This is a genomic window from Providencia sp. PROV267, assembly GCF_028477825.1.
Lineage (GTDB): Bacteria > Pseudomonadota > Gammaproteobacteria > Enterobacterales > Enterobacteriaceae > Providencia > Providencia stuartii.
On record NZ_JAMPLX010000007.1, the window covers coordinates 46,922 to 61,423 of the forward strand.

General features: G+C 39.8%; 13 protein-coding genes. All 13 read left to right on the forward strand.

Going from position 1 to position 14,502, the window contains the following annotated elements:
- Positions 1–211 precede the first annotated feature (211 nt).
- On the forward strand, positions 212–1,957 hold the full coding sequence (gene ttrS / locus PR709_RS04940; protein ID WP_014658009.1) for a tetrathionate respiration histidine kinase TtrS: 1,746 nt from the start codon (positions 212–214) through the stop codon (positions 1,955–1,957).
- Positions 1,958–2,085: 128 nt separating this feature from the next.
- Positions 2,086–2,682 carry a tetrathionate respiration response regulator TtrR gene (gene ttrR, locus PR709_RS04945; RefSeq protein ID WP_004918493.1) on the forward strand — a complete coding sequence of 199 codons (597 nt, stop codon included), beginning with the start codon at positions 2,086–2,088 and terminating at the stop codon, positions 2,680–2,682.
- A 268-nt stretch (positions 2,683–2,950) separates the two neighbouring features.
- Positions 2,951–3,895, forward strand: coding sequence for a Kdo(2)-lipid IV(A) acyltransferase (locus tag PR709_RS04950; RefSeq protein WP_004918492.1), 945 nt, complete (start codon positions 2,951–2,953; stop codon positions 3,893–3,895).
- A gap of 71 nt (positions 3,896–3,966) precedes the next feature.
- Positions 3,967–5,187, forward strand: a complete 1,221-nt coding sequence (mdtG, locus tag PR709_RS04955; protein ID WP_272570777.1) for a multidrug efflux MFS transporter MdtG — start codon at positions 3,967–3,969, stop codon at positions 5,185–5,187.
- A 443-nt stretch (positions 5,188–5,630) separates the two neighbouring features.
- Positions 5,631–7,163: a peptide MFS transporter gene (locus PR709_RS04960; RefSeq protein WP_004918490.1), complete on the forward strand. Its 1,533-nt coding sequence runs from the start codon at positions 5,631–5,633 to the stop codon at positions 7,161–7,163.
- 142 nt (positions 7,164–7,305) lie between these two features.
- A complete protein-coding gene (locus PR709_RS04965) occupies positions 7,306–8,097 on the forward strand; it encodes a PhzF family phenazine biosynthesis protein (RefSeq protein ID WP_036943694.1) in 792 nt (263 codons plus the stop codon).
- 212 nt (positions 8,098–8,309) lie between these two features.
- The gene (locus tag PR709_RS04970; RefSeq protein ID WP_014658007.1) at positions 8,310–8,720 is read left to right on the forward strand and encodes an acyl-CoA thioesterase; all 411 of its coding nucleotides are present in this window, start codon (positions 8,310–8,312) and stop codon (positions 8,718–8,720) included.
- A gap of 265 nt (positions 8,721–8,985) precedes the next feature.
- A complete protein-coding gene (locus PR709_RS04975) occupies positions 8,986–9,441 on the forward strand; it encodes a DUF1097 domain-containing protein (RefSeq protein ID WP_014658006.1) in 456 nt (151 codons plus the stop codon).
- Between the two features lie 435 nt (positions 9,442–9,876).
- Complete coding sequence (locus PR709_RS04980) at positions 9,877–10,923, forward strand: aliphatic amidase (protein ID WP_004918358.1); 1,047 nt, start codon at positions 9,877–9,879, stop codon at positions 10,921–10,923.
- Positions 10,924–11,068: 145 nt separating this feature from the next.
- Positions 11,069–12,082 carry an AAA family ATPase gene (locus PR709_RS04985; RefSeq protein ID WP_272570778.1) on the forward strand — a complete coding sequence of 338 codons (1,014 nt, stop codon included), beginning with the start codon at positions 11,069–11,071 and terminating at the stop codon, positions 12,080–12,082.
- A 3-nt stretch (positions 12,083–12,085) separates the two neighbouring features.
- The gene (locus tag PR709_RS04990; RefSeq protein WP_053110773.1) at positions 12,086–12,571 is read left to right on the forward strand and encodes an AmiS/UreI family transporter; all 486 of its coding nucleotides are present in this window, start codon (positions 12,086–12,088) and stop codon (positions 12,569–12,571) included.
- A 564-nt stretch (positions 12,572–13,135) separates the two neighbouring features.
- A complete protein-coding gene (locus PR709_RS04995; RefSeq protein ID WP_004918352.1) occupies positions 13,136–13,702 on the forward strand; it encodes a tetratricopeptide repeat protein in 567 nt (188 codons plus the stop codon).
- A 187-nt stretch (positions 13,703–13,889) separates the two neighbouring features.
- A complete protein-coding gene (locus PR709_RS05000) occupies positions 13,890–14,327 on the forward strand; it encodes a universal stress protein (RefSeq protein WP_004918350.1) in 438 nt (145 codons plus the stop codon).
- Positions 14,328–14,502 lie beyond the last annotated feature (175 nt).

Below are 14,502 nucleotides of genomic sequence, written 5' to 3' on the forward strand. Positions count from 1 at the left end.
TGCTTTTGGTTTTACAGGCTTTATTTACCGTTACCTCAACCTATTTTTGATAACCACGGTAATTCTTATTTCTCTTTAAAAACGGTGTGTTATCTTTAATTAGCTTTATTGTATGAGGGGCTGCGTAACGACCCTATTGTGGTTTACCACATACCCGTAACTAAATTGATCTAACGCAACGAATAACCCAAATATGTTAAAGAAATCATCTATGTCTTTGTATCGCCTACTGTTCATCTTGCTTCTTGCTGGCAGTTTTCCTGCTATGGCGGCTGAATGGAAAATCGGGGTGCTTGCACTACGCGGTGCAAACTCAACACAATCCCACTGGCAAATATTAGCCGACACATTAAATGAGTCTCTACCGGGTGAACATTTCACGTTACAGCCACTTAACTTGGATGAGATGCGTGACGCAATTGCAGAGCGTAAGATAGACTTTCTGCTGACAAACCCTGCTCAATTTATCCAACTCGATAGTCGCTATCATTTACGCTGGTTACTTTCATTGCGTTCATCCGTAGAGCCTGATAGCGCCACTCGTAACGTTATCGGAAGCCTTATTTTAGTGCGGGCAGACAGTGATATTAACGAGGTAAAAAACCTAATTGGTAAAAAAGTGGGGGCAATTTCTCCAGACGCTTTCGGCGGCTACCTTTTAGGTTATAAGGTACTCAGAGATATGGGGTATGACGCAGAAAAAGATTTTCGTATGCAGTTTCTCGGTTTCCCCGCCGATGCGCTCTTATATGCCTTACGCGATAGCTCACTTTCGGCTGCTATCATCCCTGTTTGCTTATTGGAAAATATGGACAGTGAAGGATTAATTGATAAAAACCAGTTTCGGCCTTTAATTGAGCATGCGAGCACTCTACCTTGTAAGACCAGCACTGAGCTTTACCCTAACTGGTCATTTGCTGCCTTGAATGATGTCCCCGATAATTTAGTTGATAAGGTGACCAAAACATTACTTTCATCCGATAAATCTGGAATGCGTTGGGGAGCCCCAGCATCAGTGAACCAAGTCGAAACCTTGTTACGTGATGTAAACCAACATCCACAGCAACGACAAATTTGGCAAGACATTATGAGTTGGTTGATCCAGCATCAACTGTCGCTAGGCCTCGTCTTACTCTTTTTTATCTTACTTGGGGTCAATCATGTTTGGATAGCCTTCTTAGTTCGCCGCCGTAGCCGCCAATTAGAAGAGGCTCACAATCGCTTACGCCAACAGGAAGCGAATTTAGAAAAAGCTCAGCGATTAAATATATTAGGTGAAATGGCCTCAGGGTTTGCCCATGAGCTTAACCAGCCACTTTCCGCGATCCGCCACTACGCACAAGGTTGTATTTTACGTCTCAAAAAAGAGTCAGATGATCATCCCCTGATTAATGCCTTAACAAAAATTGATAATCAAGCACAACGCGGGGCCGATATTATTCGTAATCTTCGCCTATGGGCTGGGAAACCTCACCAAGAGGTCGCACTGCAACTGAGTGAGCAGCATGTTATACCGACGATACAACATATTTGGCAATTACTACGGGTATCGCAACATTATCCACAGGTCAAACTCATGTTACCGGATAGCCGTGACGTTTCATTGAAGCTACCTGAAACACTGCTGGATCAACTGCTATCAAACCTCATTAGTAATAGCTTGCAAGCCGGCGCGACAACATTATGTTTTAGCTTTCACTTTGCCCCAGAACGGTTTTTACTCGTACTACAAGATGATGCAGGCGGCATGCAGCCTGAACAACTGACTCAAGGGATCACGCCTTTTGCAACCACTAAAAAAGAGGGATTAGGGCTAGGTTTAGTGATCTGCCAGCGATTGATCCAAAGCCAAGGGGGCGACATTCGCATTGAAAATAATGTGAGTGAGGCTGGCTTAAATGGGCTAAGAGTAACCCTCATTTTCCCGTACCATCATGGAAAATCGAGCGAAACATAGCCTTATTCAGTAACGATAAATAGGACTTTCGCATACTATTGATAACATTAACTATGTTAATATGTAAAAATACATTCATCATGAATTTAAACATTGATATCCCAATTTGATGAAGTGAGGTTCTATTCATGCCTGTTATCCATCTGGTGGACGACGATCCGGCAGTTACCGATGCTTGCCAATTTCTCCTTGAAACGCTCGGTTATACCGTCGTTGTTTGGAATGACAGTGAACAATTTGTTCAGCAAGCCGACCTTCACCAAGAGGGCGTGGTACTCCTCGACATGCGTATGCCAAAACTGGATGGTCGCCAAGTTCACCAACTGCTCAAAGCCCAACAAAGCACATTAGCGGTGATCTTTCTCTCTGGTCATGGCGATATTCCTATGGCCGTCGAACAAGTCAAACTAGGCGCTGTCGATTTTCTACAAAAACCAATTGATAGCCAGCTATTAGCAAAAACACTTGAGCAAGCACAAGAAAAAACCCAACAAGCCACGGCAAGTTATCTTATTCAGCAGCGTTACCAAACACTGACACCAAGAGAAAAAGAGATTTGCAAATACGTTTTGCAAGGCTTAATTAACCGGGAAATCGCCGATGTGGCCTGTGTTTCTGTTCGAACCGTCGAAGTGCATCGTTCTCGCATGATGGAAAAAATGGCAGTACGGAATTTGGCCGAACTGATGAGTACCCTACAGACGGCCAATTTATTAAATGAATAATTTGTTATACTCACCATACTTTAGGTGGCAACGCTGTTAATTAAGTGAATTTACTCAAATTACGGCCTTAGGTCTCTACTGACCTGCCCCTCAAATTATTTAGAGTATATAATAGATACTATTGATAATTTGATTGCTTTTAGCACTAGCTTGCTTGCTCAGCTCATGGCCTTCTAGTCGCTAAAATCAATCTGTTAATCGCTGTTGTCATAAAAATTTAAACAACTCACAACAGCCTTCAGTCACTAACCTAATTTTTTGGAAACCAATGATACAAGCTCCAAAGTTTGATAAAAGTTTATTACACCCACGTTACTGGCTCACTTGGTTTGGTATCGGTCTGCTTTACGTACTGGTTCTTTTGCCCTATCCCATGATTTATTGGATGGGAACCCGTTTAGGCTTATTGTCCAAACATTTGCTAAAAAAACGCGCCCAAATTGCCGATCGCAACCTAGCGCTCTGTTTTCCTGAAATGAGCTTAGAAAAACGCCAACACTACATTGATAAAAATTTTGAGTCCGTGGGTATGGGGGTTTTTGAAACAGGCATGGCATGGTTTTGGCCTGAATGGCGCATACGCCGCTGGTTCAAAATCGAAGGGCGTGAACATATGATTGCGGCTCAATCGACAGGTCGTGGCATTATTGTATTAGGGATCCATTTTCTGACATTAGAGCTTGGTGCAAGAGCTTTCGGTATGCTTAACCCCGGCATTGGCGTTTACCGCCCAAATGATAATAAATTAATGGACTGGCTTCAGACCCGAGGACGCCTACGCTCTAACAAATATATGTTGGACCGCAAAGACGTCAAAGGGATGGTACGCAGTCTCAAACAAGGGGAAATATTGTGGTATGCCCCCGACCATGATTATGGTCCTCGAAATAGCTCGTTTGCCCCACTATTTGCAGTAAAAAATGCAGCAACCACCAATGGCTCAGCGATCTTATTGCGCTTAGCGAATCCGCTTATTGTTCCTTTTATTCCACGTCGCTTACCCGCAGGAAAAGGTTATGAGTTGGTTATTCAACCTGCTGTCGATGATTTCCCTATCGATGATGAAGTCGCGGTTGCAACCAAAATGAATCAACTTATTGAGCAAGCGATATTATTAGCCCCCGAACAATATATGTGGCTACACCGACGTTTTAAAACGCGCCCCAAAGGAGAAACTTCTTTGTACGGTGATTTAGACAAAATCCATCATTAGATAAAACACAACGGCTGTCAGTTATCTGGCAGCCGTTGTGTTTTAAGCATAAACAGTTGAGCAAGGAGTCTATGTTAAACAGAAACAATTATTGGAAACGTAATCTTTATGTCGTTTGGTTCGGTTGTTTTTTAACCGGTGCGGCATTTAGCCTGATCATGCCTTTTCTTCCGCTTTATATTGAGGAGTTAGGGGTTACCGATCACAGCTCATTAAACCTATGGACAGGGGCCGTTTTCAGTATTACGTTTTTGTTTTCCGCTATTGCCGCTCCATTTTGGGGGCGTTTATCTGACCGCAAAGGCAGAAAGTTGATGCTACTACGCTCAGCACTCGGTATGGCAATAGTGATGGTGCTCATTGGTTTCGCTCAAAATATTTGGCAATTATTGATACTAAGGGCCTTATTAGGACTACTCGGTGGATTTGTGCCCAATGCAAATGCACTCATCGCCACACAAGTTCCCGTGAAAAAAAGTGGTTGGGCAATGGGCGTATTAGCGACGGGCGCCGTTAGTGGTGCCCTGATCGGTCCATTGATTGGCGGGTTACTTGCTGACCAATATGGCTTACGCCCCGTTTTCTTTATTACTGCAACGGTTCTCTTTATTTGTTTTATTGTGACCTTATTCTATGTTCGTGAACGTTTTACCCCTGTTTCACGTAAAGACGCGCTGAATAACAAACAAGTATTTGCCTCCCTCAAAAATAAGAATTTGGTGATTAGCTTATTTTTTACCACCATGATTATTCAAGCTGCGATTGGTTCCATCAACCCTGTCATTACACTCTATGTTCGTGATCTTGCAGGCACGACTGAGAATTTAGCCTTTATTAGCGGGGTAATTGCCTCAATTCCAGGGGTTGCAGCGCTACTCAGTGCGCCTAGATTGGGGAAACTAAGTGATCGTATCGGGCCAGAAAAAGTGCTACTTGCAGTATTAGCGGCCTCTATTTTCGTTTTATTCCCTATGGGATTGGTGAGTAATTACTGGGAGTTGGGGGCGCTGCGTTTCTTGCTCGGTGCATTAAACGCCGCTTTATTGCCCGCAGTACAAACATTAATTATCTATAACATCTCACATCAAGTGACAGGGCGCATTTTCAGCTACAACCAAGCCTTGCGGGATGTTGGGAACGTGACTGGCCCGCTAATGGGCTCGTTTGTGGCCGCAAGCTATGGCTTTAGAGCCGTCTTTTTCTTTACCGCTGCCTTAGTTCTATTTAACTTACTTTATTCATGGTACATCATTAAACGTCAATCTCAGGATTGTAAATCACCATCGGCCTAATAGAAAAGAGAGGGCTAAGCCTTCTCTCGCTGCTGAACAAAACATCCCATCACGTTCACTGTGAATAATCGGTAGAGTTATTTATTCATTTCCCTCATTTATTGTAGGTATAACAGCATTTTATGCAAAAAACACAGAAAACATAACATAAATTTATGTTTTATAAGGATATGTTTCTTTTATAATCACCTCTTTTCTTGTCAACAAAATTCCTGTATTGTCGCCTACCTTATCGTGAAAAATGCGAGTGATATCGACTTTTCACCTTAAAAAAACACTTTTCACAATAAATATATTCTGTTTTTCAGTGTTTTTATAATAATGTATGTTAAAAATATGTTTACAAAATGAAGTTAACATATCTCTAAATTTTGGCACCTACCACTTTGTCAGGTGTTTTTTCAAGCACAACTAATCAAAATATAATTTATCGGAGTTCACAGATGAGTCATTCTGCGACTAAAACAAAAACCTTTTTTGGGCATCCATACCCACTGAGTTCACTCTTCCTCACCGAAATGTGGGAAAGGTTCTCTTTCTATGGCGTGCGCCCACTGCTCATCTTGTTTATGAGTGCCGCACTGCTACAAGGGGGAATGGAGTTACCTATTGAGCAAGCTTCCGCTATCGTCGGGATCTTTGCTGGTGGGGTTTATATCACATCACTTCCTGGTGGCTGGCTAGCAGATAACTGGCTAGGGCAGCGCAGAGCGGTTTGGTACGGCTCGTTAATCATTGCATTCGGCCACTTATCAATCGCAATGTCAGCGTTTTTAAGCAATACCTTCTTCTTTGTTGGTCTCCTATTAATCGTGTTAGGAACTGGTTTGTTTAAAACCTGTATCACGGTCATGGTGGGAACACTCTATAAAAAAGAAGATACTCGTCGTGACGGTGGTTTCTCCTTGTTCTATATGGGGATTAACATGGGGTCGTTTATCGCCCCGCTGATCATCGGCCCTTTGCATGAAAAATACGGCTGGCATCTTGGCTTTGGTCTTGGCGGTATCGGTATGCTGATTGCACTCTTGATTTTCCGTTTCTATGCCATCCCACAAATGCGCCGCTACGACAAAGAAGTCGGGTTAGATTCAACGTGGAACCGCCCAACTGTCGAGCGTAAAAATGTCGGTAAATGGGTAACGCTCGCTATGGCAATCCTCGCGGTGTTGGTGATCCTTATCGACAATGGCGTTATCCCCTTTAATGCGGCGACAATCGCAAAAAGCTCAGCCTACATTATCTCCACGTGTGTGGGTATCTACTTCTTTTTCATGTTCTTCTTTGCCGGCCTTAATAGCAGTGAGCGTTCACGTCTCCTCGCTTGTTTGATACTGCTCATTGCAGCAGCTTTCTTCTGGTCAGCGTTTGAACAAAAACCAACCTCATTTAATATCTTTGCGCGTGACTATACCGATCGCCAAATGGGCTCATTTGAGATCCCAACCATTTGGTTCCAGTCTATCAACGCATTGTTTATTATCCTGTTGGCACCTGTCTTTAGCTGGTTCTGGCCTTCTCTTGCCAAACGCAATATCAACCCAAGCAGCATGACTAAATTTGTCATCGGTATCTTATTTGCTGCGGCAGGCTTTGCGGTCATGATGATGGCAGCCAACCAAGTTCTTGCCACACAAACAGGGGTTTCGCCGTTCTGGTTAGTTTCGAGTATTCTTTTACTCACTCTCGGTGAGCTATGCCTAAGCCCTATTGGCTTAGCAACCATGACTCTGCTGGCACCACAAAAGATGCGTGGCCAAGTGATGGGGCTCTGGTTCTGTGCAAGCGCATTAGGTAACCTTGCTGCTGGTATCATGGGCGGAAACATCAATAAAGAACAACTAAATTCAATGCCTGAGTTGTTCTCACATGTTTCAATCGCATTAGTTATCTGTGCAATCGTGCTAGCTGCATTAATCATTCCAGTTAGAAAAATGTTAAAAAATGCAGATGATAACGAAGTAAACGCAAAATAATTTTCCGTTAGTTATCAATTATCCCCACGCCCGATATGCAGAATTGCCTATCGGGCGTTTTTATTTCATCCTTAAAACTATTATGTTAGTGATTAATTAACGCTATACTTTTCCCCTATTTAACCTGCTTTTGGAAACCGTTATGAGTCTTTCAACACTGCCTGTTTTCTATGTTGATGCTTTTACCAATACCCAGTTTCAAGGCAACCCTGCCGCGGTCGTATTACTTGATGAATGGTTACCAGATAACCAATTGATTGCGATTGCGGCTGAAATTAATTTATCAGAAACCGCATTTTTAGTTGGGGATCATATTCGCTGGTTCACACCGGCGGTAGAGGTCAATCTCTGTGGGCATGCCACATTAGCGGCTGCATTTGTCCTTAATCAGTTTAGACAACACCCCATTAACCCTTTTATTTTTAAATCCCTCTCAGGGGAGCTGACGCTTTATAAAAATGGCAGTGGGTTTACTCTCGATTTCCCTATTCTCAATACACAACCTGCTTCAATTGCAGATTACCCACAGCTAGCCGATATTTTGGGGGTTGAAATTGAAGCATTGTGGCTAGCTAAAGATCGCTATGTCTGTTTCTTAAGTAGCCCTGACCAAGTGGCACACTGCTCTCCAAATATGTCTGCTTTAGCTGCACTGCCTCTACCTGGCCTAACAATTACAGCAGCAAGTCATGAACCACATATCGACTTTGTTTCACGCTATTTTGCCCCAGCTAAAGGCGTGGATGAAGATCCCGTCACAGGTACCTCGCATTGTGCCATTGCCCCATTATGGGCGGCTCGCTTAAATAAAAATCAGTTAGTCGGCCATCAAATATCGGCTCGTGGTGGTGTCGTACTATGTGCGGTTGAAGATCAGCGGGTAAAATTAACGGGTGAGGCAACACTGTTTTTAACGGGTCATATACATCTATGATCACTAATATATTTACCCTTGAAATATCATCGGTGTAATTTATTTTAAAAGCATATTACACTGAGTTGATAGATGAAAGGCAGCTAGGCGACGACGCATATGCCACTAAATACATACAAATGTATGCCATTATTGCATCAATGCCGTCAGCAATGCTGCCATTTGAAGTATGACGAATATCGTCTCCACAGCAATTATTGTAAGGCCATATTATGCGTTCTGACGTTGATGAGATAATCACGCAAAAAATTGAAGGTTCTATCACAAGTGTTTCAAAGGTTATTTTTCCAACCACCACTAACCACCACGACACCTTATTTGGTGGTACCGCTCTCGCTTGGATGGATGAGGTCTCTTTTATTACCGCAACACGTTTTTGCCGTAAACGCTTAGTGACAGTCTCAACCGAAAAAATCAATTTCACTCACCCGATTCCTTCTGGCACCATCGTCGAATTAGTCGGTAAAGTTAGCCGCGTTGGTCGAACAAGTTTGACTGTCAATGTGTCGATATTCTTAGAAGATATGTATCGTGAAGGACGCGAAGAAGTGATCCATGGTCAATTTAATTTTGTTGCCGTTGATGATAACGGAAAACCAACACCGTTATTTGATATGGAATAGTGTATATCTAGGTAGCAAGCTGTCAATCGAACCCGTTCAACAGGCACTCACCTGCTACCTAGCTGTCTAAAAACAACACGTTCAATCTAGATAGGAAAATTTCCGCGTATATCTTGATCAAATGCTTTTTTTTACCTGATTAGCTAATGATAGAATCCCCTCCCTTCGATAACCTCTCCCGATAGATGGCTCGATAAACATGTCAAGAGAATGACGGGTTCATTTTCTATTCTGGTTTAACTTTAATCATTATTTAAGAATCACTGTGAAAATACTTTTTTCTATTTCTTTAACAACCGCGATTTTGTCAGCCGTTTGGGCGTGGTTAGCGAATTCGTTAGGGCTGATTGGGTGGGCTGGTTTTTTAGGCTGTACCGCTTATTTTGCTTATCCAAAAGAAGGCATTAAAGGGTTGTTCATTACCTTCTTCACTACCGCCAGCGGAGTCGCATGGGGTCTCATTATGCTCCACAGCGATACCTTGTTTAATGGTATTCCTAATTTATTGGAATATTTGATCACGGGTATTGTGGCTTTTATGATGTGCATTCAAGCAAGGCAGCAATGGCTATCATATATTCCCGGCACATTTATTGGCGCATGTGCTCTTTTTGCCTCTCAAGGCGAATGGACAGCCGCCCTTCCTTCATTATTGGTGGGGGTCTTATTCGGTTATTTAATGAAAAAAAGTGGCTTATGGTTATCTGAAAAATTAAAGTGACATTTCAATTTTACGGGGTTGCCGTTTTATCATGACATTGATCAGTTAGTTGTGCTGATTTTTTACAAATAAGAACGACAACCCTCTACTAAAGATTAAACTTTGAAAAACAGCTAAGCGCGCCCATCACCAACATTTATCATTAATTTAAATCAAAATCACAATATAAAAATAAATTTATTACACAAATTTTCGTTATTATCCCCCATTACCTCTTCTGTGATTGACCAAGTAAAACCCCATATAAACGATAAAACACACTCTCTAAGAAAAAATTAGCTAATAAAATCAAACAATTAAATAACTCCACAAAATTCATTATAAAAATGCGACGTAAATCACATTTCGGCGCCATTTACTCCCCCCACTTGTAACTTAATAACTATATTTACTTAGTCGTAAAACGAACATCAAAATGACACAAAGGGGAAACTTATGAGACATGGTGATATTTCAAGTAGTCCAACATCAGTGGGTGTTGCGGTTGTGAACTATAAAATACCTCGTTTGCATAATCGAAAAGAAGTTATTGAAAATGCAAATAAAATCTCAGATGTTATTGCAGGAATGAAAACCGGTTTTCCAGGACTTGATCTGATTATTTTTCCTGAGTACAGCACTCAAGGCATTATGTATGATCATGAAGAGATGATGGAAACGGCAGCAACTGTACCGGGTGATGAAACACAAATTTTTTCAGCTGCATGTAAAGCAAATGGTGTGTGGGGCGTATTTTCAATCACAGGTGAACAGCACGAAGAACATCCCTTAAAAGCCCCTTATAACACACTTATCTTAATTGATGACAAAGGGAATATTGTACAAAAATACCGCAAAATTATCCCGTGGTGCCCTGTCGAAGGTTGGTATCCCGGCGATAAAACTTATGTTTCAGAAGGACCTAAAGGGTTAAAAATAAGTCTGATCATCTGTGATGATGGTAATTACCCTGAAATATGGCGTGATTGTGCAATGAAAGGCGCTGAGTTAATTATTCGCTGCCAAGGCTATATGTATCCTGCCAAAGAGCAGCAAATTATGATGGCAAAAACCATGGCGTGGGCAAATAACTGTTATGTCGCCGTGGCGAATGGAACAGGTTTTGACGGTGTTTATACCTACTTTGGTCATTCCGCTATTATTGGTTTTGATGGTCACACATTGGGCGAATGTGGTGAAGAAGAGATGGGCGTCCAATACGCGCAACTTTCCGTCACGGAAATTCGCGATGCGCGTCGATATGACCAATCACAAAACCACCTCTTTAAAATATTACATCGTGGTTACACCGGTATTTATCAATCAGGTGATGGTGATAAAGGCCTCGCAGAGTGCCCGTTTGAGTTTTATCGTAGTTGGGTTCTAGATGCAGAAAAAACTCAACAGCAAGTTGAAAGTATAACCAGAGAGACTATCGGTGTTTCAGAGTGCCAAGTTTACAATTTACCAACCGATGGCAATAAAATAAAAATTGTAGGCTAATGAATAAACTATAAATTTACTAAATATAAATTGTTATTTTTAAACGTTGTCGTATGCGTCAACAACGGGGAATATTATCGTATTTTATATAAATAGTTTTTCTTGATTTACTACTTAATAAATTATCACTATTTAGGAATAATCCATGCCCTTTATTAATGATATGCTAGCTGAAAGTCATAAAGAAAAACACATTTCAGAGCCCCAAAAAAAGATGGGCCATTTCCGGTTTATTTTTGATCCTGATAAAGTCATTCAATATATTGAAAATACTATTATTGGCCAAGAGGAGGCTTTAAAACAGTTAAAGGATATTCTTTATTGTATTAAAACCAATATTTTTGATCCCGAAAGGCCACTAAGTACCATGCTATTTCTTGGGCCAACTGGTGTTGGTAAAACAGAAACAGTGATCGCTTTAGCAAAAGCGCTTAATAATGGTAAAACGCATTATTGTCGCATAAATATGAATACGTTGTCTCAAGATCATTATGCCGCGTCTTTATCTGGTGCACCTCCCGGTTACGCCGGGAGTAAAGAATCATATTCCTTGTTTGATATAGATAAAATCGAAGGAAGCTATAGTACACCAGGTATTGTCTTATTTGATGAAATAGAAAAAGCAAGCAAAGAAGTGATTAGAACACTGCTCAATATTCTTGATACTGGTGAATTGAGCCTTGCAAATGGTCAGAAAGTTATTAACTTCAAAAATGCCATTATTATTATGACTTCCAATTTAGGCTCTAGAAATATTTTAAATGAAAAACAGGGGTTAGTACATTTATTCACTAAAAAATATCATCAGCAAAAAATACTAAAATTGTTAGAAAATAAATTCGAACCTGAATTTATTAACCGTATCGATAGAAAGATTAGCTTTAATAAAATAGATTCAGAACAAGCGAGTAAAATTATTGATATTGAACTTTCAAAACTCAATAAAAGAATCGCTAAAAACGCCGTCACAGTAGTACTGGATACTGCAACAAAAATGAAAATAAATTCAATGTGCGATCGTCGCTACGGGGTAAGAGATATCAAGCGAATATTTAAAATTCATATTGAACCATTAGTTGCCGATGTAATATTACATGAAAAAAGCAGAGAGCACATAGAATTTACTGTCGAAAAAAATCAATTCTCCCTCAAGAGGTGATAAATGAATGGCCTATTACTCATTTTTATTGGTAGCGTTTTAATCATTAACGGTATTTCTATCATTAAAGGATATGACAATAAAGAAACAGGAATATTCAATGGCATTATTGGTTTTTTCTGCTTAATTGGCAATATTGTTTTAATGGTAAATGCTAAAGAAAATACTGCATACCTTGCCATTGCCCAATCAATGTTATTTACATTCACTTATATTTTTCTCAGTTTTATAAAGATATATTCACTAACAGGGAAACTATTTGGTTGGTACTGCCTTTTTGTCTTTTTTAATGCTTTATTCTACGCCTACTACACAAGTGCTGATGCTCGAATGATTGCACTATGGTTGCTTTGGGCTATTCTATGGTTTCTATTTTTCTGCGTATTTTCACTTAATAAAACCATTAAATATCTCGGTGAGTTAACTTTGGTAATCGGTATTGTGACTTGCACCTTACCTGGGCTAATGATGGTAACTAACGCCTGGTAAAATAACGTCTAAATAACAACATCCCCTAAATTGCTAGGGGGTGTTAACGATTTTTAACTTATATTTAAATAATTATACGTTTAAGAAAATGCCTAAAAATAACCGGCTTTAAATGCCGTTTTTAAGGGGTTGTTAATTGATTTTTATTTATTCTTTACCATGCTTGATATTTCAAAAAAACTATCCCAATCCAGCATTAGCAAAAAAAACCAGTATATCGAAAAATACTATATAATATGCTAATTACAATATAATAAACTTATAAAATACTCCCACTCCGTCACCATCTGAATTTAACTCACCCCATGCCTTGTTTTATATTAAAAATACACATAATCTGCGTGATATCGATTCATCACATTGAAATATCTTCCATCATATAAAAAACGTTAAAACACATTGATATTCTATGTTTGGCGACGTAGAGTATTTAACGTAAAATTTATTGGTTAACCCTAACAACGATTGTTGATAATGTTATTATTCGCTTGATCTATGTCTTCATATAAAAACGAATCACTATCTTTATCTTGCTCACTGACACAATAAGATATTAATAGCACTATGTATAAAATCTACTCATTACTGTTACTTTTCATTCTTTCTATTCACTCAAGTTTCGCGGAAGTTCCAAAAGAGACGTTAAGAATTGTGGAGAATGAAGCCAAAAAAGGTGATATCAAAGCGCAAGTTATGCTAGGTATTGGCTATTACCTAGGCAAAGAGATAAAACAAGATTATCCTAAAGCTAAAAAATGGTTAACTATGGCGTCCAATAAGGGTAACGCAGATGCACAGCTTTTTTTAGCCGACATGTACTTAAATGGTAATGGCGTTGAACCTAACATTGAAACCGCAATCAACTGGCTTGAAAAATCCGCCAATCAAGGCAATGCAGAAGCCCAGAATTACCTTGGGCAGATATACTATCAAGGCGTTGGAGTGAAACAAAACTACATTATTGCTTTTGATTGGTTTAAAAAATCAGCCGATAAAAAGTTCCCACCAGCACAATACCAAGTCGGTAAAATGTATGAAAATGGTGAGGGTACAGAAATGGATGATAAAGCGGCGAGCGAATATTTAAATAAAGCCTGTAAAGGTGGTTTAAAAGAAGCTTGTAAAAAGTAACCTATTCGTTTGATTCACTGCTACAAGCCGTAGCAGTGATACTTTCCTCCCCTACTTTCAACACAGAACAGTTATCCCCTTTCATTTTTAACCAAAATAGCTAATTACATTTAAAATATTAATGATTAATTTCAATATGCTTTGAAATGTTCTAAACTTATAAAATAAAAGATAAAAAGGAGGATTTATGTACAAAACTATTTTAGTTCCGATCGACGTTAGCGAAGATGCACTGACTGATCTCGTCATACCCCATGTTAATGCAATTCAGAAATTAAATGACGCTGAAGTTCATTTCCTTGCTGTCACAGCACCTATTTCTAACTATTTGCGCTATGGTGGAACCATTCTTCCTAGTGATTTCCCTGACGAAGAAAAGCAAGCCGAAGTGATTCTCGATGAATTAAAAGAGAAAGTTAAACGCTTCTCTATCCCAGAAAATAAGATCCACGTCACCTCTTCTGTCGGCTCCGTGAAAGATGAAATCTTGGCTATCGCTGAGGAAATCAATGCAGATCTCATTTTAATCGGCTCTCGCCATCCAAGTATGTCAACATACCTGTTAGGGTCTAATGCAGCATCTGTCGTGCGCTATGCAAAAACTTCAGTTTTAGTCGTTCGATAATAAAAATGCGATAGCAAAAAATAGATTTTTTAATAAAATATTCAGCCTTTAAACTCATCAAGATCATCTTTTTACGATGATATCAAGAGATAATAAATACACACAATTTATAAGACTATTACACAAGATTATCAGTTAAATTGAAGGCTCATAAACATTTTCGTGGCTTTCACGC

Coding starts and splice junctions, on each gene's coding strand:
- PR709_RS04995 (WP_004918352.1), top strand. CDS start 13,136: ATGTATAAAATCTACTCATTACTGTTACTTTTCATTCTTTCTATTCAC.
- ttrS (WP_014658009.1), top strand. CDS start 212: ATGTCTTTGTATCGCCTACTGTTCATCTTGCTTCTTGCTGGCAGTTTT.
- PR709_RS04960 (WP_004918490.1), top strand. CDS start 5,631: ATGAGTCATTCTGCGACTAAAACAAAAACCTTTTTTGGGCATCCATAC.
- PR709_RS04980 (WP_004918358.1), top strand. CDS start 9,877: ATGAGACATGGTGATATTTCAAGTAGTCCAACATCAGTGGGTGTTGCG.
- PR709_RS05000 (WP_004918350.1), top strand. CDS start 13,890: ATGTACAAAACTATTTTAGTTCCGATCGACGTTAGCGAAGATGCACTG.
- PR709_RS04950 (WP_004918492.1), top strand. CDS start 2,951: ATGATACAAGCTCCAAAGTTTGATAAAAGTTTATTACACCCACGTTAC.
- ttrR (WP_004918493.1), top strand. CDS start 2,086: ATGCCTGTTATCCATCTGGTGGACGACGATCCGGCAGTTACCGATGCT.
- PR709_RS04965 (WP_036943694.1), top strand. CDS start 7,306: ATGAGTCTTTCAACACTGCCTGTTTTCTATGTTGATGCTTTTACCAAT.
- PR709_RS04985 (WP_272570778.1), top strand. CDS start 11,069: ATGCCCTTTATTAATGATATGCTAGCTGAAAGTCATAAAGAAAAACAC.
- mdtG (WP_272570777.1), top strand. CDS start 3,967: ATGTTAAACAGAAACAATTATTGGAAACGTAATCTTTATGTCGTTTGG.
- PR709_RS04970 (WP_014658007.1), top strand. CDS start 8,310: ATGCGTTCTGACGTTGATGAGATAATCACGCAAAAAATTGAAGGTTCT.
- PR709_RS04990 (WP_053110773.1), top strand. CDS start 12,086: ATGAATGGCCTATTACTCATTTTTATTGGTAGCGTTTTAATCATTAAC.